This window comes from Streptomyces poonensis (genome assembly GCF_014650915.1).
GTDB lineage: Bacteria > Actinomycetota > Actinomycetes > Streptomycetales > Streptomycetaceae > Streptomyces > Streptomyces poonensis.
This window is the reverse complement of the sequence record NZ_BMVW01000005.1, coordinates 308,904-327,820: the sequence shown is the minus strand read 5'-3', so window position 1 is coordinate 327,820 and position 18,917 is coordinate 308,904. Positions and strand designations below refer to the sequence as shown.

The following is an 18,917-nucleotide window of genomic DNA, read 5'->3' as shown; positions in this document are numbered from 1 at the left end:
TGTACCTCCGGCCTCCAACGCCTCTTGGCGTTCGGTTCGTTGCGTAGCCGAGAGTAATCAATCCGTCGCACGCTGGTGACGTGAATCACACAATTCGTCCGCAAGGGACGGACTTCGAGTCGAGGTACCGAGCAGGATTCGTACTCAGCGAACACTCGGCCCGGCATCTGCGCCGCATCCTCCGCCTGCACCTCGCTGCCGCTGATCTGCTGGAGGTCGCAGACGCAGCCGAACTGGCGCTCACCGAGCTCGTCGGCAATGTCGTCCGGCACGTACCCGGTCGCCGTTGCCGCATGTGCTTCCTGTTGCGTCCGGGTGCAGTGCGGGTGGAGGTCGCCGACAGTTGCAGGCGCCTGCCCGCTCCGGCACCCGAGAACATGGACGCCTCGGACGAAGCCGAGACCGGCCGTGGCCTGCTCCTCCTCCAAGCCGTGACCGACCGCTGGGGCGCGGAACCGCACCCCGACGGCAGCGGCAAGACCGTGTGGTTCGAGTGCCTGGCCAAACCGCCGACCGTCCCCGACTTCCTCAGCCGCGCAGCTTCCCCAGCACCGCGTCCGTGAACGGCGTCCACGCCTCGATCGCCCACGGCCCGAAAGCGCGGTCGGTGAGGGCTACGCAGGCGATCTGCGCATCCGGGTCGACCCATAGGAACGTACCCGACTGCCCGAAATGCCCGAACGTCCGCGGCGACGACGAGGTCCCCGTCCAGTGCGGCGACTTCCCGTCCCGAATCTCGAACCCCAGCCCCCAGTCGTTGGGGTTCTGGTGCCCGTACCCCGGCAGGACACCCTTCGTGCCGGGGTACTGGACCGTCATCGCCTCGGCGACCGTGCGCGCGTCGAGCAGCCGGGGGGCCTGCACCTCGGCGGCGAAGCGGACCAGGTCGTCGACCGTCGAGACGCCGTCCTTGGCGGGGGAGCCGTCGAGGGTCGTGGACGTCATCCCCAGCGGCTCCAGCACCGCCTGGCGCAGATACTCCGCGAACGGGATGTCCGTCGCCTTCGCCACGTGGTCCCCGAGCTGCTCGAACCCGGCGTTGGAGTACAGTCGCCGCTCCCCGGGCGCGGACGTGACCCGGTGCTCGTCGAAGGCGAGGCCCGACGTGTGCGCGAGCAGGTGGCGGACCGTCGCCCCGGGCGGGCCCGCCGGCTCGTCCAGTTCGATCGCCCCCTCCTCGTACGCGACCAGCACGGCGTACGCGGCGAGCGGCTTGGTCACCGAGGCGAGGGGAAAACGGTGGCCGGTCGGGCCGTACGACCCCACGACCGTGCCGTCCGCCCGTACGACGGCCGCCGCGGCGGTGGGGACCGGCCAGTTCTCGATCAGCGACAGGCTCTGCAAGGACATGCCCCGAGCCTAAGTGGACCGCAGGTGCAACCGCATGGAGGGGTCGGGCTTGCGTACGAAGCCCAGGGAGGCGTACAGCGGCTCGGCCTCGGCGGAGGCGTTGAGGTCGACGTGGACCGCGCCCCGTTCGCGGAACCACTCCAGCAGGCCCCCCATGCAGGCGCGGGCGTAGCCCCGGCGGCGCGTCCCCGGGTCGGTGGCGACGCTGAAGACGTGGCCGACGACGCCGTGCGGGTTGTCCGCGCGCCCGATCCGGTACTCCAGCGTCCCGGCGGCCAGCGCGGCGAGCGCGCCGGACCGGTCGGGGTGGTCGACGACGACCGCGGCGAAGGAGCCGTCCGGGTCGGTGAGCCGGGCGCGCAGGGTCGGCAGGGACAGCGCGTGCCAGTCCGTGGACGGGGTACCGGAGTGGACCGAGTCGATCATCACCTGGCGCAGCCGGAGCACTTCCGCTGCGTCCTCGGGGGTGGCACGGCGTATACGTGTCATGATCCGCACGGTAGCCACCGGCCTCGTTCACGTCACCGCAATATCACCGGATTCCGCTTGCTTGGAGTGCACTCCAACGTTCTAGCGTTGGGGTCATGACGGTGACGGAGACCACTGGAACCGGGATCAGGGTCGAGGCCACGACCGAGGCCAGGACCGACAGCTGTGCGGGCCCGCCGCGCGCCGACCGGCGTCCGGACGGTGAGGACCTCTACACGATCAGCGAGGTCGCCGCCTTCACCGGCCTCACGACGCACACGCTGCGCTGGTACGAGCGCATCGGGCTGATGCCGCACGTCGACCGCTCGCACACCGGCCAGCGCCGCTACCGCAACCGGGACCTCGACTGGCTCGACCTCGTCGGCAAGCTGCGGCTGACCGGTATGCCGGTGGCGGACATGGTGCGCTACGCGGAGCTCGTCCGTGAGGGCGACCACACCTACGGCGAGCGGTTCGAGCTGCTGAAGGCGACCAGGGAGGACGTGCTGGCGCGGATCGCCGAGCTCCAGGACACCCTGGCCGTGCTGGACCGGAAGATCGATTTCTACGCGGACGCCGGGCGGGCCCTGGCGTGGGAGAGGACCCGATGACCGAGAAGAACGTCGACGCCATCGACACCGTGCGGCTGGGGGAGGCCGGCCCCGAGACCGGCGTCCAGGGCCTCGGCTGCATGGGCATGAGCTTCGCGTACGGCCCCTCGGACGTGGACGAGTCGCGGGCCACCCTGGAGCGGGCGCTGGAACTCGGCGTCACCCTGTACGACACGGCGGACGCGTACGGTGCCGGGGAGAACGAGCGGTTCCTGTCGCCGTTCTTCAAGGCGCACCGGGACGAGGTGGTCATCGCCACGAAGTTCGCCCTGGCCATTCCGCCGGACGACCCGACCCGGCGCGTCATCCGCAACGACGCGCCGTACATCCGCGATGCCGTCGAGGCGAGCCTGAAGCGCCTCGACGTAGACGTGATCGACCTGTACTACATGCACCGCCGGGACGTGAACGTCCCCATCGAGGAGACCGTCGGCACCATGGCCGAGCTGGTCCGCGAGGGCAAGGTGAAGCACCTCGGGCTGAGCGAGGTCACCGGCGACGAGCTGCGGGCCGCGCAGGCCGTGCACCCGATCGCCGCCGTGCAGTCGGAGTGGTCGCTGTTCAGCCGGGACATCGAGGCGGGTGTCGTGCCGGCCGCCCGGGAGCTGGGCGTGGCCCTCGTGCCGTACTCGCCGCTCGGCCGGGGCTTCCTCGCCGGGGCCTTCGCCAACGCCGACAAGGACCTCACGGCCGGCGACTTCCGCCGCCAGCAGCCCCGGTTCACCGGGGAGAACGCGACCGCCAACGCGGCCCTGCTGGAGCCGGTCCGCGCGGTCGCCGAGGCCCACGGGATCTCGCTCGGCCAGGTCGCGCTGGCGTGGGTGCAGCAGCGGGCGCGGGTCCACGGCCTGCCCGTCGTACCGATCCCGGGCACCCGCAGGCGCGGCCGGGTCGAGGAGAACGTCGCGGCGACCCGGATCGTCCTCGGCGAGGAGGACCTCGCGCTGCTGGAGCCCATCGCGGCCGAGGTGGCGGGCGACCGGTACGCGGACATGGCGTTCTCGTCGGCGGGCCGGGAGTAGGACATGGAAAGCGGGCTTCCGGCGATCGGCCGGGAGCCCGCGCCCCGTATCCCCGTGCCGCTACAGCTCCGCCAGGAGCTCCGCCTTCTTCGTCGTGAACTCCTCGTCCGTCACCAGCCCCGCCTGGTGCAGCTCACCGAGATGGCGGATGCGGTCGGCGATGTCGGCCGGGTCGCGGCGACGGGCCGCGGCCTGCTCGACCGCGGGCGCCGGACCGGCGGCGCGGACCGCGGCCAGCACCGCGGCGGCGAACGGCAGCGACTCGTGCACCGGGCCGTAGCCGAGCCCGAACACGACGGCGGCCGGGTCGGCGTCGGCCTGCGCGGGCGGCGGCGTCGCCGAGTTCCGGCGCAGCAGCCGCAGATGGCCCTCGAACACCTCCGGCGAGCGCCACTCGACGCCGCTCAGGGAGGTGACCGGAAAGGTCTGGTCGCCGGCCTTCCACTTCGCCGAGGAGGCCCCCGTCCAGAACCAGCGGAAGGTCACGGCCGTGCCGTCGAAGGAGGCCTTCGCGTCGTACGCCTTGAACTGTCGTGGCGCCTCGGGGGCGGCCACGAGCTGGCGCTCCGCCGGGCCGTCCGTCCGGGGCAGCCGCGCCCGCAGCTCGTCCGCGTAGTACTCGGCGAGGGTCTCGCGCTCGGCCGGCAGTACCAGGCGGTACGGATCGCACATCTCCTTCAGCTGCCCCGCCGCGGCGTCCATCAGCGGATCGGCGCCCGGCCGTGGCTCGGCGCGCAGGACCACGGTCCCGCGCCTCCCCGGTGTCAGCGTGACTCCCGCGATCGCCTCCAAGGGGATGCGGCGTTCACCGAGGGCCTGGAACAGCTTCGGCGTGCGGATTCCCCGTTCGAAGCGGATGAGCACGGAGTCGGACTCGAACTCCCAGGCGGCATGAAATCCGGCCAGTACATCACCCATGCGGCTCATCGTATGCGTGAGGCGCGTCTTCGTCCCCTCCTCAGGTCGGCCTTCATTCCTTCGATTTCTACGCGCGTCAGGCGGCGGTGGCCGAGGACAAACCCTGACGGCAGGCGTCATCCTCGCGTTCGGCGTGCGCGCAGCGCACCGCGCGATATGCGCCAACCCCGATCTCGGCGAAGTTGCGCAGGCTCTCCGTGCCGGGTGCGAAGTAGCCGGCGTGCCCCTCGGCGCCGTCCGCCGACAGCACGCGCGCCCCGAACGCCGCCGACACCGGGTCGGCGCCGTGGCCGAGCCCGCCGACCTCCAGGTACGGCACGTCCTGGATCCAGTCGTCGGCGTCCCGCGTCGCCCACACCCGGGCCGGGGTGTGCAGCTGGGAGGCCCGCTCGGCACGCATGCCGGGGCTGCCCGCGACCGCGATGTCGGCCACCCGCCGCGGCAGTCCGGACGCGGCGACGCCGCACACCACCGAGCCGTAGCTGTGGCAGTACAGCGCGACCGGCGCGGTGCCGGGCAGCCCCCGCACCAGCGCGTTCAGCCGTTCCGCGCCCTGCTCGGCGCGCAGCGCGGTGGCGGCCTCCATGCCGAGCCCGCTGGGCGCGGTGTAGTCGGCCCAGGCGATCACGGCGGTACGGGTCGCGGGGTCGGCCGCGCGCTCGGCCCCGTACAGGGCGCGTGCCATGCCGACGGGTGCCGAGTACGCGCGGTGGGACCGCTGGAAGGTGAGCACGTCGGTGTCGACGCCGGGCACGACCACCGAGACGCGCTCGGCCCCGTCGAGGTCGCCGAAGACCTCGGCGACGCGGCCCGAGCCCTGGGGATCGAAGGCGAGGATCTGCCGGTCGCCGCGCATGAGGTCCGCGAAGCGGTGCATCCGGCGGCCCGCCTCGTACTGGCCGAGCTCGGACAGCCGGGCGTCGTGCGTGCGTTTCTCCTCGGCCTGTCTCTGCTGGTCGAGCGCGACGCGGTTGGCCCGGTAGCGCAGTTCGGGGGGAGCGCCGTTCATGTTGCCGACCGCGAGCGGATAGCGGTGGGTGAGGCGGAGGCGCTGCGACTCGGTGAGCGAGGCGAAGAAATGCGCCACATGGCCCGGGGTGGAACGGGGGTCCGGCAGCGCACGGCCGTCTATCCGGCCGTGCTGCCACGCGGAGAGCGACGTCTGCAGGGGCGAGGCCCCGCGATGGGCGCGGATGGCGGTCCAGCCGGTGGTCGCGAGCATCACGAACACCACGGCCAACGCGAGCAGTGCGCGCCAGACGTTGAGTTGGGGGGAGGCGTCGAAGGAAGTCACTGAGAGGACACACTAGGAGAACGAACAGGTCTCGCGTTAACCAGGTGAGCAACATCACGTTTCGCACGCGCGAGTTGCACATTTCCCTACCGGCACCGACGCCTCGTACGCCCCGGGACCTCGGCCCGTGCGTCCCCGCCGTCCGTCTCGGCCCCTAGGCCACGGCCTGGTCAACGCAGGTCCCGGGGTGTGGAGATGCACGGCGGCCGGTCCGCGGACGGCGTCGACGTCCCGGCCCTCGCGTCCGGCGACGGTCCGAGCGGCCTCCCGGTGTCTCGTGGCGCACCTTCTTCCGCTGCTTGGTGGACCATGGACCGGGAAGGAAGGGCCGCTCGCCCCGGTCTCCGTACGGTGCGTGCAGATCGGCCAAGGGGGGAGTGATGTGACAGTTACCGGCTTGTGAAATGGTTCGCCAAGTGTCAGTGGCTCTCATTAGCCTCGGGGTCATGACTAGTCAGACCACCATCGACACGACGGGGCCGGGGGACAAGGCAGTCTCCCCGTCGGTCCGGCCACCGGTCTCAGGGCTGCGCGGGCACCCCTGGCTGACCCTGATAACCGTGGCCGTGGGGGTGATGATGGTGGCCCTGGACGGCACCATCGTGGCCATCGCCAACCCGGCCATCGGCAAGGATCTGGGCGCCAGCTGGTCCCAGCTCCAGTGGATCACCAATGCCTACTTCCTCGCCCTGGCGGTCTCCCTGATCACCGCGGGCAAGCTCGGCGACCGGTTCGGTCACCGGCAGACCTTCCTCATCGGCGTGGCGGGCTTCGCCGCCTCCTCCGGGGCCATCGGGCTGTCCGAGGGCATCGGAGCGGTCATCGTCTTCCGTGTCCTGCAGGGTCTGTTCGGCGCGCTGCTGATGCCGGCCGCGCTCGGGCTGCTGCGGGCCGCCTTCCCGGCCGAGAAGCTCAACATGGCCATCGGTATCTGGGGCATGGTCATCGGCGCCTCGACCGCGGGCGGCCCGATCCTCGGCGGTTTCCTCGTCGAGCACGTCAGCTGGCAGTCCGTCTTCTACATCAACGTGCCGGTGGGCGTCCTCGCCGTGGTCCTCGGCGTGTGGATCCTGCTCGACCACCGCGCCGAGAACGCTCCGCGCTCGTTCGACATCCTCGGTATCGTCCTGCTGTCGGGGGCGATGTTCTGCCTGGTCTGGGCGCTGATCAAGGCCCCTGAGTGGGGCTGGGGCGACGCGAAGACGTGGACGTTCGTCCTCCTGTCCGTCGTGGGCTTCGCCGGGTTCTCCTTCTGGGAGACCAAGGTGAGGGAGCCGCTGATCCCGCTGGCGATGTTCCGGTCGGTGGCGCTGTCGGCGGGTGTCGTGCTGATGGTCCTGATGGCCATCGCCTTCATGGGCGGCCTGTTCTTCGTCACCTTCTACCTGCAGAACGTGCACGGCATGAGCCCGGTCGACGCCGGCCTGCATCTGCTGCCGCTCACCGCCATGATGATCGTCGGCTCGCCGGCGGCGGGCGCGATGATCACCAAGCTGGGTCCGCGCATACCGCTGGCCGGCGGCATGGCGCTCACCGCGATCGCCATGTACGGCATGTCCACGCTGGAGGCGGACACCGGCAGCTTCACGATGTCGGTCTGGTTCGCGGTCCTGGGTCTCGGTCTCGCACCGGTCATGGTCGGTGCGACCGAGGTCATCGTCGGCAACGCGCCGCTGGAACTGTCCGGTGTGGCCGGTGGCCTCCAGCAGGCCGCCATGCAGGTCGGCGGCAGTCTGGGTACGGCGGTGCTGGGCGCCGTGATGGCGTCCAAGGTCGACAACGACCTCGCGGGCAACTGGGTGGACGCCGGCCTGCCGAAGCTCGGCGAGACCGAGGTGCACCAGGCCGCGGAGGCCGTGCAGCAGGGCATCGCACCGGTCCCCGAGGGCACGCCGGAGGCGCTCGCCGCCAAGATCACCGCTGTCGCGCACGACACCTTCATGTCCGGTATGGGACTCGCCTGCCTCGTCGCGGCCGGTGTCGCGGCCGTCGCCGTCCTGGTGTCGTTCCTGACCAAGCGCGGGGAGAACGCCGCGGCGGGCGCGGGCGCCGCGCACATCTAGTTCGCCGATCAGGGTGACGCGGCGCGGCGAACCCTCGCTTCCCGGGGCGCCGCAGGTCACAGTAGGCCGGGTCCTCGTACGACATGGTCGTACGACAGGGGACGCCGCCGGTCCTGCGGTGTGCTGCCGGAGGGGACAGTGCGCGAACAGGTTCGAGGCGGAAAAGCGGGGGTACCCGCGACATCACGAACCCGAACTGACAGCGATGTTCTGGGAGTTGATGATGGCGGGCTTCGGCAACAGCACGCGCAGGTACCCCCGCTCACGTGGCCGGACGTGGTCACGGAGCGGGCCGGATCGCGCGACCCTGGGGATCATCGGAGCCATTTGCGCGATCGCGGGATTCTTCGTCCTGGGCATCGTCCTCGGGCCCGTGGCGGTCGTCTGCGGCTGGCTGGCCATGGGACGCAGCTGGAACGGCGGGGCCTCCGTCCCGGCACTGATCGCCGTGGTGCTGGGCGCCATCGTCACCGTCCTGTCGATCGTCGCGCTCATCGGGGCCGCATCTTCCGGCTACGGAGTCTTCTGACCTGCGGGAGTGAGGGAAGGGCCGCTCGGCACGGGGAGCCTGGGGAGGTGCGATGCCGGGCGAGAAGGGCCCCTCGGCTACGGCCGAGGGGCCCTTCTCGACGCGGGCCGGCAGGGCTTGCGTCGACAGGCGGCCGCACCGCGGGGGGACGGGCGCGCAGCGCCCCGTCCCAGGGGCGCGGAACCGTATCGGCATGCGGCTCCGCCATGGGGCGCGACCGGCCACCGACAACCCGCGGACGCCCGCCGGCCGTCACCCCTACGGCACGGCGCTACGCGTCCCCTCCGGCCGCGCCGGGATCCGCCGCCGTCACGTCCAGCAGCTGATACCGGTCGATGGCCTGCTTCAGCATCGACCGGTCCACCTTCCCCTCACGCGCCAGCTCCGTCAGCACCGCCACCACGACCGACTGGGCGTCGATGTGGAAGTAGCGGCGCGCCGCGCCCCGCGTGTCGGCGAAGCCGAAGCCGTCCGCGCCCAGCGAGGCGTACGTCCCGGGCACCCACCGCGCGATCTGGTCGGGAACGCTGCGCATCCAGTCGGACACGGCCACGAACGGGCCCTCCGCGCCGCTCAGCTTCCGCGTCACATACGGAATGCGCTGCTCCTCCTCGGGGTGGAGGAAGTTGTGCTCCTCCGCGGCGACGGCCTCGCGCCGCAGCTCGTTCCAGGAGGTCGCCGACCAGACGTCCGCCCGGACGTTCCAGTCCTCGGCGAGGAGCCGCTGCGCCTGAAGCGCCCACGGCACGGCCACGCCGGAGGCCATGATCTGCGCCGGGATCTCGCCCGCCGTGCCCGCGCCGATGCGGTGGATGCCCTGGAGGATGCCCTCGACGTCGACGTTCTCCGGCTCGGCCGGGTGCTGGATGGGCTCGTTGTAGACGGTGAGGTAGTAGAAGACGTCCTCGCCCTGGGGGTGCTCGTCGTCGCTGCCGTACATCCGGCGCAGACCGTCCTGCACGATGTGCGCGATCTCGAAGCCGTACGCCGGGTCGTACGCGACGCACGCGGGGTTCGTCGAGGCGAGCAGCTGGGAGTGGCCGTCGGCGTGCTGGAGCCCCTCACCGGTCAGCGTCGTACGGCCGGCCGTCGCACCCAGAACAAAACCGCGCGACAACTGGTCGGCCATCTGCCAGAACTGATCGCCGGTGCGCTGGAAACCGAACATCGAGTAGAAGACGTAGACCGGGATGAGGGGCTCGCCGTGGGTGGCGTACGCCGAGCCCGCCGCGACCAGCGAGGCCGTGCAGCCCGCCTCGGAGATGCCGTCGTGCAGCATCTGCCCGGTCGGCGACTCCTTGTAGGCGAGGAGCAGCTCGCGGTCCACGGACTCGTACTGCTGGCCCAGCGGGTTATAGATCTTCGCGCTCGGGAAGAACGAGTCCATGCCGAAGGTGCGGTACTCGTCGGGCGCGATCAGCACGAAGCGCCTGCCGATCTCCTTGTCCCGCATGAGATCCTTCAGCAGTCGGACGAACGCCATGGTGGTGGCGATGGACTGCTGACCCGAGCCCTTCTTCACACTCGCGTACGTCTTGTCACCGGGCAGTGGCAGCGGCTTCGCCCGTACGACACGCGCCGGGACGTACCCGTCCAGCGACTTGCGCCGGTCGTGCATGTACTGCATCTCCTCCGTGTCCCGGCCCGGGTGGTAGTACGGCGGCGGGCCGGACTCCAGCTCCTTGTCCGAGATCGGCAGATGCAGACGGTCGCGGAAGTGCTTGAGGTCGGTGACCGTCAGCTTCTTCATCTGGTGCGTGGCGTTGCGCCCCTCGAAGTTGGGGCCCAGCGTCCACCCCTTGACCGTCTTGGCCAGGATGACCGTCGGCTGGCCCTTGTGCTCCACGGCCGCCTTGTACGCCGCGTAGATCTTCCGGTGGTCGTGGCCGCCGCGGCCGAGGTGCAGGATCTGCGCGTCGGTCATGTTCTCGACCATCGCGCGCAGCCGGTGGTCGTCGCCGAAGAAGTGGTCGCGGATGTACGCGCCGGTCTCGGTGGCGTAGGTCTGGAACTGACCGTCCGGCGTGGTGTTCATCTTGTTGACCAGCACGCCGTCGCGGTCCTGGGCCAGCAGCGGGTCCCAGGTGCGGTCCCACACCAGCTTGATCACGTTCCAGCCGGCACCGCGGAAGACCGACTCGAGCTCCTGGATGATCTTGCCGTTGCCGCGTACCGGGCCGTCGAGGCGCTGGAGGTTGCAGTTGACGACGAAGGTGAGGTTGTCCAGCCCCTCCCGGGCGGCGATGCTCAGCTGCCCGAGCGACTCGGGCTCGTCCATCTCCCCGTCGCCGAGGAACGCCCACACATGGCTCTTCGAGGTGTCCGCGATCCCGCGGGCCTCCATGTACCGGTTCATCCGGGCCTGGTAGATGGCGCCGATCGGGCCGAGGCCCATCGACACGGTCGGGAACTCCCAGAAGTCGGGCATCGACCGCGGGTGCGGATAACTCGACAGGCCGTACGGCGCCTTCGACTTCTCCTGCCGGAAGCCGTCGAGGTGCTTCTCGCTGAGCCGGTCGAGGAGGTACGCGCGGGCGTAGATGCCGGGGGAGGCGTGGCCCTGGAAGAAGACCTGGTCGCCGCCGTCGCCCCGGTCCTTGCCACGAAAGAAGTGGTTGAACCCCACGTCGTAGAGCGAGGCGGAGGAGGCGAAGGTGGCGATGTGACCGCCGACCCCGATGCCTGGACGCTGGGCACGGGACACCATCACGGCGGCGTTCCACCGGGTGGCGTTCAGGATCTTCCGCTCGATCTCCTCGTTGCCCGGGAAGAACGGCTCGTCCTTGGTGGCAATGGTGTTGACATAGTCCGTGCTGCGCATCTCGGGCACGGCCACGCGCTTCTCGCGGGCCCGCTCGATCAGCCGGAGCATCAGATAACGGGCCCGCTCACGGCCGCGCTCGTCGACGGCGGCATCGAGCGAGTCGAGCCACTCCTGTGTCTCCTCGGGGTCGAAGTCAGGGACCTGGCTCGGAAGGCCGCCAATGATGATCGGATTGCGATCGGCTCCGGAAACCACGCTGTTCCTTCACTGTCAGAGGGGCACTGTTCGGCTGTGCCTTGCACCGTTTCCCATCGTGTACCTCGGGAAGGCGCACGTCATCTCTACCGTGGGGTAAGGGAAACGTTCGCGCGGTCACCGGGGCGGGCCCGGCAAAACGCAACGATACGTCCACTCTGTGACGCATTTCGCAAAGGCATTCGGTTCTCGTACCCTCGGATGACTACCGAATGCGCAAACCGGGCAGAACGGTGTGGCATGCGGCACCCTTGGATGGAATTCCATGATGGGAGTTGCGGTGACACGGCCGGGATCGTCACCGTTTCGGCGGTCTCGAAGGCTGGGTACTTGCGCGATCCGTCCCGCCCGTGTGGACTACGGCCAATGCTTCGCGTACGCGCGTGGCTGAACTTCCCCGGGGGAGACCCCACCCGAACATGATCAGGAGGCAACCCGTGAGCGCGACCGCGGACCACGCGGAGGAGCGGACGAACCCTGCCGCGAGGCTGGGGTTCCAGCCCGAGCAGGTGGTCCAGGAGATCGGCTTCGACGACGACGTCGACCAGGAGCTCCGCGAGGCCATTGAGGACGTCATCGGCGGCGAGCTCGTCGACGAGGACTACGACGACGTGGCCGATGCTGTGTTGCTGTGGTTCCGCGACGATGACGGCGACCTGACGGATGTGCTGGTGGACGCCACCACGTACATCGAAGAGGGTGGCTCGATCCTGCTGCTGACGCCGAAGACGGGCCGCGACGGCTACGTGGAGCCGAGCGACATCTCGGAGGCCGCGACGACCGCCGGCCTGTCCGCGTCGAAGAGCGTCAGCGTCGGCAAGGACTGGAGCGGCAGCCGGCTGGTGACCCCGAAGGCGGCCAAGGCGAAGCGGTGACGCTCCGCCGGGCGGGCCGGGCACACCGGGGCTGCTGAGCCCCGGCCCTGCCCGGCCCCTGGGCCGTGCCCCGAGCGGCCCCCGGGACGCCCGCGTCGTGGACCGGTTCGCGGTGTGCTCCGTGGTCCTTCCCGGCCGCTTCGCAGGGTCGTGCCCCGGTCTCCGTGAGCCCGTGCGCGGCGGCCGGGCTGTGTGTGGCTGAGGCCGTGGCTGCGGCGCCTGTACGGCCCGCAGCATGTACACCGGGCCGGCGTCCCGCCGGCCCGGGTTCCCGTTCGGCCCGCATGCCGTGCCTCGGCCGCCGGGCCGCCGCCGGTCGCCCGGCCGGCTGATCCTTCCGTTCCCGTTCCCGTTCCCCCGACCACCGTCCGTCTCGGGGGGTGGCCCCTCCATGAGGTGGGCAGACCGCTGCGTAGGGTGGTCATCGGCCGGAACGGACAGACGGAAGGGAACGCACGATCATGGCGATTCAGGTCGGGGAGAAGGCTCCCGAGTTCGAGCTGAAGGACAACCACGGCGCCACCGTGAAGCTCTCGGACTACCGCGGCGCGAAGAACGTGGTGCTGCTCTTCTACCCGTTCGCCTTCACCGGCGTGTGCACCGGCGAGCTGTGCGAGCTCCGGGACAACCTCCCGACGTTCGTCAACGAGGACACCCAGCTGCTCGCCGTCTCCAACGACTCCATCCACACCCTGCGCGTCTTCGCCGAGCAGGAGGGCCTGGAGTACCCGCTGCTCTCCGACTTCTGGCCGCACGGCGAGATCTCGCGCGCGTACGGCGTCTTCGACGAGGACAAGGGCTGCGCGGTCCGCGGCACCTTCATCATCGACAAGGAGGGCGTCGTCCGGTGGAGCGTCGTCAACGACCTCCCGAACGCCCGCGACATCGACGAGTACGTCAAGGCCCTCGACACCCTGTGATTCTTCGGTCTCAGGGCCTGCGACGGGCGGGAACCCGTCACTAGGATCGACACGTTGATCTGATGGCACGCACGACGGGGCTTCCGCCCCTGGACACCAATGGGAGGACTCGTGGGAGTCAGCCTCAGCAAGGGCGGCAACGTATCCCTGACCAAGGAGGCCCCGGGCCTGACCGCGGTCATCATCGGTCTGGGGTGGGACGTCCGCACCACGACCGGCACCGACTTCGACCTGGACGCCAGCGCCCTGCTGCTGGACGCCTCCGGCAAGGTCGGCAACGACCAGAACTTCATCTTCTTCAACAACCTCAAGAGCCCCGACGGCTCGGTCGAGCACACCGGTGACAACCTCACCGGTGAGGGCGAGGGCGACGACGAGCAGATCAAGGTCGACCTCGCCGGCGTCCCGGCCGAGATCGAGAAGATCGTCTTCCCGGTCTCCATCTACGACGCCGAGAACCGCCAGCAGTCCTTCGGCCAGGTGCGCAACGCGTTCATCCGCGTCGTCAACCAGGCGGGCGGCGCCGAGATCGCCCGTTACGACCTCTCCGAGGACGCCTCCACCGAGACCGCCATGGTCTTCGGCGAGCTCTACCGCCACGGTGCGGAGTGGAAGTTCCGCGCCATCGGGCAGGGATACGCGTCAGGCCTGCGCGGCATCGCCCAGGACTTCGGAGTGAACGTCTGACCGTCCTGTACGAGGCACGTTCCGTCCGGCGCCGCACCCCGTCGATCTGTCGATTCCATCGACTCTCGTCGACTTCGTCGAGTGCGGCGCCGGACGTGCTCTCGGCAGGATGCTGCGCCGGAGCGAAGCGCAAACCCGGAAGCGGCAGACCGAACGGAACCAGGGAAAAACCGGACAGGGTCGAACGAAGCCGAAGCAAGAAGAACAGATCCACGCGGGGAGGACCAGCACCATGGGCGTCACGCTCGCCAAGGGAGGCAATGTCTCCCTCTCCAAGGCCGCACCGAATCTCACCAAGGTGATGATCGGGCTCGGCTGGGACGTCCGCACCACCACGGGCGCCGACTTCGACCTGGACGCCAGCGCCCTGCTGTGCGGCGGCGGCCGGGTCCTCGGCGACGAGTGGTTCGTCTTCTACAACAACCTCACGAGCCCGGACGGTTCCGTGGAGCACACCGGTGACAACCTCACCGGTGAGGGCGACGGCGACGACGAGTCCATCGTGGTCGACCTGTCGCAGGTGCCGGCGGACTGCGACCGGATCGTCTTCCCGGTCTCCATCCATGCCGCCGACGAGCGCGGCCAGGCCTTCGGGCAGATCAGCAACGCCTTCATCCGGGTCGTCAACCAGGCCGACGGGCAGGAACTGGCCCGCTACGACCTGAGCGAGGACGCCTCCACCGAGACCGCGATGATCTTCGGCGAGGTTTACCGCCATGGCGGCGAGTGGAAGTTCCGTGCTGTCGGACAGGGGTACGCGTCGGGCCTTCGGGGCATCGCTCTAGACTTCGGGGTCAATGTTTCGTAAAGCCGCGCACGGCGCGGGGGAACCCCGTACACATACGATTGGGTAGCCAGTGGTACTGAAAACCTTCGGCTGGTCGTTCGCGGTCACCGCGCTCGGCCTGGTCGCAGCGGTGTTCTACGGGGGGTGGGCGGCCTTCGGCATCGTGGCGATCCTGTCCATCCTCGAGATCTCGCTGTCCTTCGACAACGCGGTGGTCAACGCCGGAATTCTGAAGAAGATGAATGCCTTCTGGCAGAAGATCTTCCTCACCATCGGCATTCTGATCGCGGTCTTCGGTATGCGGCTGGTCTTCCCCGTCGTCATCGTCGCCATCAGCGCGCAGCTGAACCCGATCGACGCCGTCGACCTCGCCCTCACCGACAAGGACCTGTACCAGCAGTACGTGACCGACGCGCATCCGGCGATCGCGGCGTTCGGTGGCATGTTCCTGCTGATGATCTTCCTGGACTTCGTGTTCGAGGAGCGCGAGCACAAGTGGCTCGCCTGGCTGGAGCGGCCGCTGGCCAAGCTGGGCAAGATCGACATGCTGTCGGCGTGCATCGCCCTGATCGTGCTGCTGATCACCTCGATGACCTTCGCCGCCCACGCCCACCAGCACGGCGGCGCCCACGTCGACAAGGCGGAGACGGTTCTGCTCTCCGGCATCGCGGGCCTGATCACCTACATGGTCGTGGGCGGTCTGTCCGGCTTCTTTGAGGACAAGCTGGAGGAAGAGGAGGAGCGCGAGCACGAGGAGGAGGAAGCCGCCAAGCGCCAGGGCAAGCCGGTCTCGGCCGTCAGGCTGGCCGGCAAGGCCGCCTTCTTCATGTTCCTCTACCTGGAGGTCCTGGACGCGTCGTTCTCCTTCGACGGCGTCATCGGTGCCTTCGCCATCACCAACGACATCGTGCTGATGGCGCTCGGTCTGGGTATCGGCGCCATGTACGTCCGCTCGCTCACCGTCTACCTGGTCCGCCAGGGCACCCTCGACGACTACGTCTACCTCGAGCACGGCGCGCACTACGCGATCGGCGCCCTCGCCGTGATTCTGCTGGTCACCATCCAGTACGAGATCAACGAGATCATCACCGGCCTGATCGGCGTGGTCCTGATCGGCGCCTCCTTCTGGTCCTCCGTCCGCCGCAACAAGAGGCTGGCGGCCGCGGAGGGGAACGCCGAGTCCTCCAAGGCGGAGATCTCCTCCGGGGTGTGAACCCGTCCCGGGTGAGGAACGCTTCGTGCGGGGCGGCCACCGAGGAGCAGTCCTCGGTGGCCGCCCCGCGGCGTCACCGCCTATACAGGACACAGACGGACAGCGGGGTGGGGGGCGGAAGATGGGTTTCCTGGACAGTTTGCGCGGCGGCCGAGCGGCCGAGTACGACGCCGGCAACGCGGCGACCAACGCGATCGAGCTCACCAAGCGGAACCAGCGGATCTCGCTCACCAAACAGGGCGCCGAGACCGGCCATCTGCGCATCAACCTGTCCTGGCGGATGCGCACCTCCGACATAGGCGGCCCCAGGCGCGCCAGCCTGCTGCGCCATCCCTTCCAGGCACTCAGGCCGCAGGAGGTCCAGGGCCACACCCAGAGCATGGTCAACGTGGACCTCGACCTCGGTGTCATGTACGAGCTCAAGGACGGCAGCAAGGGCGTGGTGCAGCCGCTCGGCGGCTTTCTGGGCGACACCAACGCCCCGCCGTACGTGAAGCTCAGCGGCGACGACCGGTTCGGCTCCGGGTCCGGCGAGACGGTCTACGTCAACCTCGACCACCGGGACGACATCAAGCGGCTCCTGGTGTTCGTCTACATCTACGACCAGACCCCGGCCTTCGACCGCACCCAGGCCGCCGTCACGCTCTATCCGAGCAACGGTCCGCGGATCGAGGTCAGCCTCGACGAGCGCCAGCCGCAGGCGCGCTCCTGCGCGGTGGTGATGATCGAGAACGTCAAGGGCGAGATCGTCGTCCGCCGCGAGGTGAAGTTCGTGTACGGCTTCCAGGGGGAGCTGGACCGGTTGTACGGGTGGGGACTGCAGTGGGGGCGTGGCTACAAGTCGAAGGCCGAGCGCTGACGCCGTGTCCGGCGGGGTGCCTTCCCCTAGCGGCCGATGAACTGCGGGCCCTGGGGCGGGAGCTCGAAGTCCGGGTCCGGTAGCGAGCTCGTCGCCTGCGGGTAGCCGTAGGCCGGGGCCGCCGTCGCGGGCGGTTGCTGGGGGTGCGGATAGCCGTACGCGGGCGGGCTCGTGTGCTGGCCCGTCGGCTGCGGGTAGCCGTACGCGGGCTGGGCGGGCGGCTGGGCCGGAGGGGCCGGCGGCGCCAGGGGGTAGCCGTACGCCGCCGGCTGTGCGGGCACCGCGGCCGTCGACTGCTCCGGCGGCAGCGGTACCGAGACGTCCGGGACCTGGGTCTCGGAGGCCGGGGCGGTGGCGGCCGCCTCGGTCTCGTCCACCGAGATCCCGTAGTCCACCGCGAGCCCCTGCAGACCGTTGGTGTAGCCCTCGCCGAGCGCGCGGAACTTCCAGCCGCCGCCGCGCCGGTACAGCTCCCCGCAGATCAGCGCGGTCTCCTCGCCGGTCTCCGGTGTGATGTCGAAGTAGGCCAGCGGCTCCGCGTCGGCGACGGTGGCGTCGTACAGCAGGATGCGCAGGGACCGTACGCGGTCGAAGGTGACGTCGTCGGCCGAGGCGACCAGCAGAATCTGTCCGACGGCGGGCTCGACACCGGCCAGATCCGTCTGGATCGTGTCCGTCAGGCCCTCGGCGACGCGCTTCTTGCCGAGCCGCCAGACCTTGCCGGAAGGATGACGCGGCTGGTTGTAGAAGACGAAGTCCTCGTCGGACCGTACGCGGCCGTCGGAGCCGAGGAGCAGCGCCGAGGCGTCGACGTCCGGGACGCCCTGTCCGGTCGTCCAGCGCAGTACGGCGCGCACCGCCGTGACGTCCAGCGGGACGTTCGATCCCTTCAGCATCGCGTGCGTCATGCGGTCATCCTGCCCTGTCGGTCCTGGTCACGACAACGCGGGTAGAGGTACTTCCGGAGGCCCGGGCCGGGCTGACGGGCGCGACCCGGGCGGGCAGGCCCGCGGCAGGGCTGTGCAGGCCCGCGTAACCGGGATTTCATGCGCTGCGGGAACTACCGACAGGGAACCGAACGTACTATTACCGGCCACTCGTTCGACCGGCCGACCAGCCGCACAGGGATTTATATGCGTCATTTCGGGCATCTCGCCCCTGAGGAGCGTCAGCGCCTCTTCCACCGGGAGCCGGCCGTCTTCACCGCCGACTCCCCGGCCCGCGTGCTCGCGGCAGCCCTCGGGGCCACTCTCTACAGCCCGGCCACCCGGCCGCGGCTGGCCGACGACGTGATCAAACAGGCCGGACGCGGCGTGGTCTCCATGGTGCTGTGCCTGGAGGACTCCATCGACGACGGCGAGGTTCCCGGCGCCGAGGAGAACCTCGTCCGGCAGTTCGCCGACCTCGCCGCCAGGCCGGGCGCCGAACTGCCCCTGCTGTTCATCCGGGTCCGCACCCCCGAGCAGATACCGGACCTCGTACGGCGGCTCGGCGCGGACGTACGGCTGCTGTCCGGGTTCGTGCTGCCGAAGTTCACCGAGGAGCGGGGCGTGCCCTTCCTGGAGGCGCTCACCGCGGCCGAGGCCGCCTGCGGGCGGCGGCTGTTCGCGATGCCCGTGCTGGAGTCGCCCGACCTGCTGTACCTGGAGACCCGCGCCGCGGCCCTGCAGGGCATCTTCCGCACGGTCGACAAGTACCGCGACCGGGTGCTCGCGCTCCGCCTCGGCGTCACCGACTTCTGCTCCTCGTACGCGCTGCGCCGGGCGCCCGACATGACCGCGTACGACGTGCAGATCGTGGCCTCCGTGATCGCGGACGTGGTCAACGTCCTCGGGCGGGCGGACGGTACCGGCTTCACGGTCACCGGGCCCGTGTGGGAGTACTTCCGTGTCTCGGAGCGCATGTTCAAACCGCAGCTGCGGCACAGCCCCTTCCGGGAGCAGCGGGCCGTGGACCTCCGTGACACGCTGCTCGAACACGCGATGGACGGCCTGCTGCGGGAGGTCGCCCTGGACCAGGCGAACGGCCTCCTCGGCAAGACCTGCATCCACCCCTCGCACGTGCTCCCCGTGCACGCCCTGTCCGTGGTCAGCCACGAGGAGTTCAGCGACGCGCAGGACATCCTCCGGCCCGAGCGCGGTGGCGGAGGCGTCCTGCGGTCCGCGTACACGAACAAGATGAACGAGGTGAAGCCGCACCGCGCCTGGGCCGAGCGCGTGCTGCAGCGCGCCGAGGTCTTCGGCGTCGCCGGCGAGGACATCGGCTTCGTGGAACTGCTGGCGGCGGGGCTCAGGGTCTGACG

18 protein-coding genes are annotated in these 18,917 nt (G+C 69.8%); 12 read left to right on the top strand and 6 right to left on the bottom strand.

All coding sequences use genetic code 11. The features are described from left to right. The first annotated feature begins 80 nt into the window (after positions 1–80). Positions 81–563: an ATP-binding protein gene (locus tag IE242_RS16460; RefSeq protein WP_229858980.1), complete on the top strand. Its 483-nt coding sequence runs from the start codon at positions 81–83 to the stop codon at positions 561–563. On the opposite strand, the gene IE242_RS16455 is transcribed toward IE242_RS16460, so the two are convergent. Beyond that, a complete protein-coding gene (locus tag IE242_RS16455; RefSeq protein ID WP_189859798.1) occupies positions 529–1,350 on the bottom strand; it encodes a serine hydrolase domain-containing protein in 822 nt (273 codons plus the stop codon). The genes IE242_RS16460 and IE242_RS16455 overlap by 35 nt on opposite strands. 9 nt (positions 1,351–1,359) lie before the next feature. Beyond that, positions 1,360–1,839: a GNAT family N-acetyltransferase gene (locus tag IE242_RS16450; RefSeq protein WP_189859796.1), complete on the bottom strand. Its 480-nt coding sequence runs from the start codon at positions 1,837–1,839 to the stop codon at positions 1,360–1,362. Between the two features lie 95 nt (positions 1,840–1,934). Between IE242_RS16450 and IE242_RS16445 the strand changes: the two genes are divergently transcribed. Then, positions 1,935–2,429: a MerR family transcriptional regulator gene (locus tag IE242_RS16445; protein ID WP_189859794.1), complete on the top strand. Its 495-nt coding sequence runs from the start codon at positions 1,935–1,937 to the stop codon at positions 2,427–2,429. Then, a complete protein-coding gene (locus tag IE242_RS16440) occupies positions 2,426–3,451 on the top strand; it encodes an aldo/keto reductase (protein WP_189859792.1) in 1,026 nt (341 codons plus the stop codon). The genes IE242_RS16445 and IE242_RS16440 overlap by 4 nt, the downstream gene beginning before the upstream one ends. A gap of 60 nt (positions 3,452–3,511) precedes the next feature. Here IE242_RS16440 and IE242_RS16435 read toward each other — a convergent pair whose 3' ends face one another. Both IE242_RS16435 and IE242_RS16430 read right to left on the bottom strand, forming a co-directional pair. Beyond that, positions 3,512–4,369, bottom strand: coding sequence for a DUF4429 domain-containing protein (locus IE242_RS16435; RefSeq protein WP_189859790.1), 858 nt, complete (start codon positions 4,367–4,369; stop codon positions 3,512–3,514). 76 nt (positions 4,370–4,445) lie between these two features. Further along, positions 4,446–5,663 carry an alpha/beta hydrolase gene (locus IE242_RS16430; protein ID WP_189859788.1) on the bottom strand — a complete coding sequence of 406 codons (1,218 nt, stop codon included), beginning with the start codon at positions 5,661–5,663 and terminating at the stop codon, positions 4,446–4,448. Between the two features lie 446 nt (positions 5,664–6,109). On the opposite strand from IE242_RS16430, the gene IE242_RS16425 reads away from it, so the two are divergent. Further along, complete coding sequence (locus tag IE242_RS16425) at positions 6,110–7,726, top strand: MFS transporter (RefSeq protein ID WP_189859786.1); 1,617 nt, start codon at positions 6,110–6,112, stop codon at positions 7,724–7,726. Between the two features lie 223 nt (positions 7,727–7,949). Continuing rightward, positions 7,950–8,255 carry a small hydrophobic protein gene (locus IE242_RS16420; protein ID WP_189859983.1) on the top strand — a complete coding sequence of 102 codons (306 nt, stop codon included), beginning with the start codon at positions 7,950–7,952 and terminating at the stop codon, positions 8,253–8,255. Positions 8,256–8,526: 271 nt separating this feature from the next. Here the strand turns inward: IE242_RS16420 and aceE are convergent, their stop codons facing one another. Beyond that, entirely contained in the window at positions 8,527–11,274 is a 2,748-nt protein-coding gene (gene aceE, locus IE242_RS16415; protein WP_189859784.1) for a pyruvate dehydrogenase (acetyl-transferring), homodimeric type, read from the bottom strand. Positions 11,275–11,711: 437 nt separating this feature from the next. On the opposite strand from aceE, the gene IE242_RS16410 reads away from it, so the two are divergent. From IE242_RS16410 to IE242_RS16385, 6 genes are all read left to right on the top strand, one after another. Then, a complete protein-coding gene (locus IE242_RS16410) occupies positions 11,712–12,149 on the top strand; it encodes a DUF3052 domain-containing protein (RefSeq protein WP_189859782.1) in 438 nt (145 codons plus the stop codon). Positions 12,150–12,610: 461 nt separating this feature from the next. Continuing rightward, complete coding sequence (locus IE242_RS16405) at positions 12,611–13,069, top strand: peroxiredoxin (RefSeq protein WP_189859780.1); 459 nt, start codon at positions 12,611–12,613, stop codon at positions 13,067–13,069. A gap of 111 nt (positions 13,070–13,180) precedes the next feature. Further along, on the top strand, positions 13,181–13,756 hold the full coding sequence (locus IE242_RS16400) for a TerD family protein (RefSeq protein ID WP_189859778.1): 576 nt from the start codon (positions 13,181–13,183) through the stop codon (positions 13,754–13,756). Between the two features lie 232 nt (positions 13,757–13,988). Beyond that, positions 13,989–14,564: a TerD family protein gene (locus IE242_RS16395; RefSeq protein WP_189859776.1), complete on the top strand. Its 576-nt coding sequence runs from the start codon at positions 13,989–13,991 to the stop codon at positions 14,562–14,564. Positions 14,565–14,613: 49 nt separating this feature from the next. Next, entirely contained in the window at positions 14,614–15,756 is a 1,143-nt protein-coding gene (locus IE242_RS16390) for a DUF475 domain-containing protein (RefSeq protein ID WP_189859774.1), read from the top strand. A gap of 121 nt (positions 15,757–15,877) precedes the next feature. Next, positions 15,878–16,615 (top strand): TerD family protein, encoded by a 738-nt coding sequence (locus IE242_RS16385; RefSeq protein WP_189859772.1) that lies wholly within the window; start codon positions 15,878–15,880, stop codon positions 16,613–16,615. Between the two features lie 26 nt (positions 16,616–16,641). On the opposite strand, the gene IE242_RS16380 is transcribed toward IE242_RS16385, so the two are convergent. After that, positions 16,642–17,523: a TerD family protein gene (locus tag IE242_RS16380; RefSeq protein WP_189859770.1), complete on the bottom strand. Its 882-nt coding sequence runs from the start codon at positions 17,521–17,523 to the stop codon at positions 16,642–16,644. A 225-nt stretch (positions 17,524–17,748) separates the two neighbouring features. On the opposite strand from IE242_RS16380, the gene IE242_RS16375 reads away from it, so the two are divergent. After that, positions 17,749–18,915, top strand: coding sequence for an HpcH/HpaI aldolase/citrate lyase family protein (locus IE242_RS16375; RefSeq protein ID WP_189859768.1), 1,167 nt, complete (start codon positions 17,749–17,751; stop codon positions 18,913–18,915). Positions 18,916–18,917 lie beyond the last annotated feature (2 nt).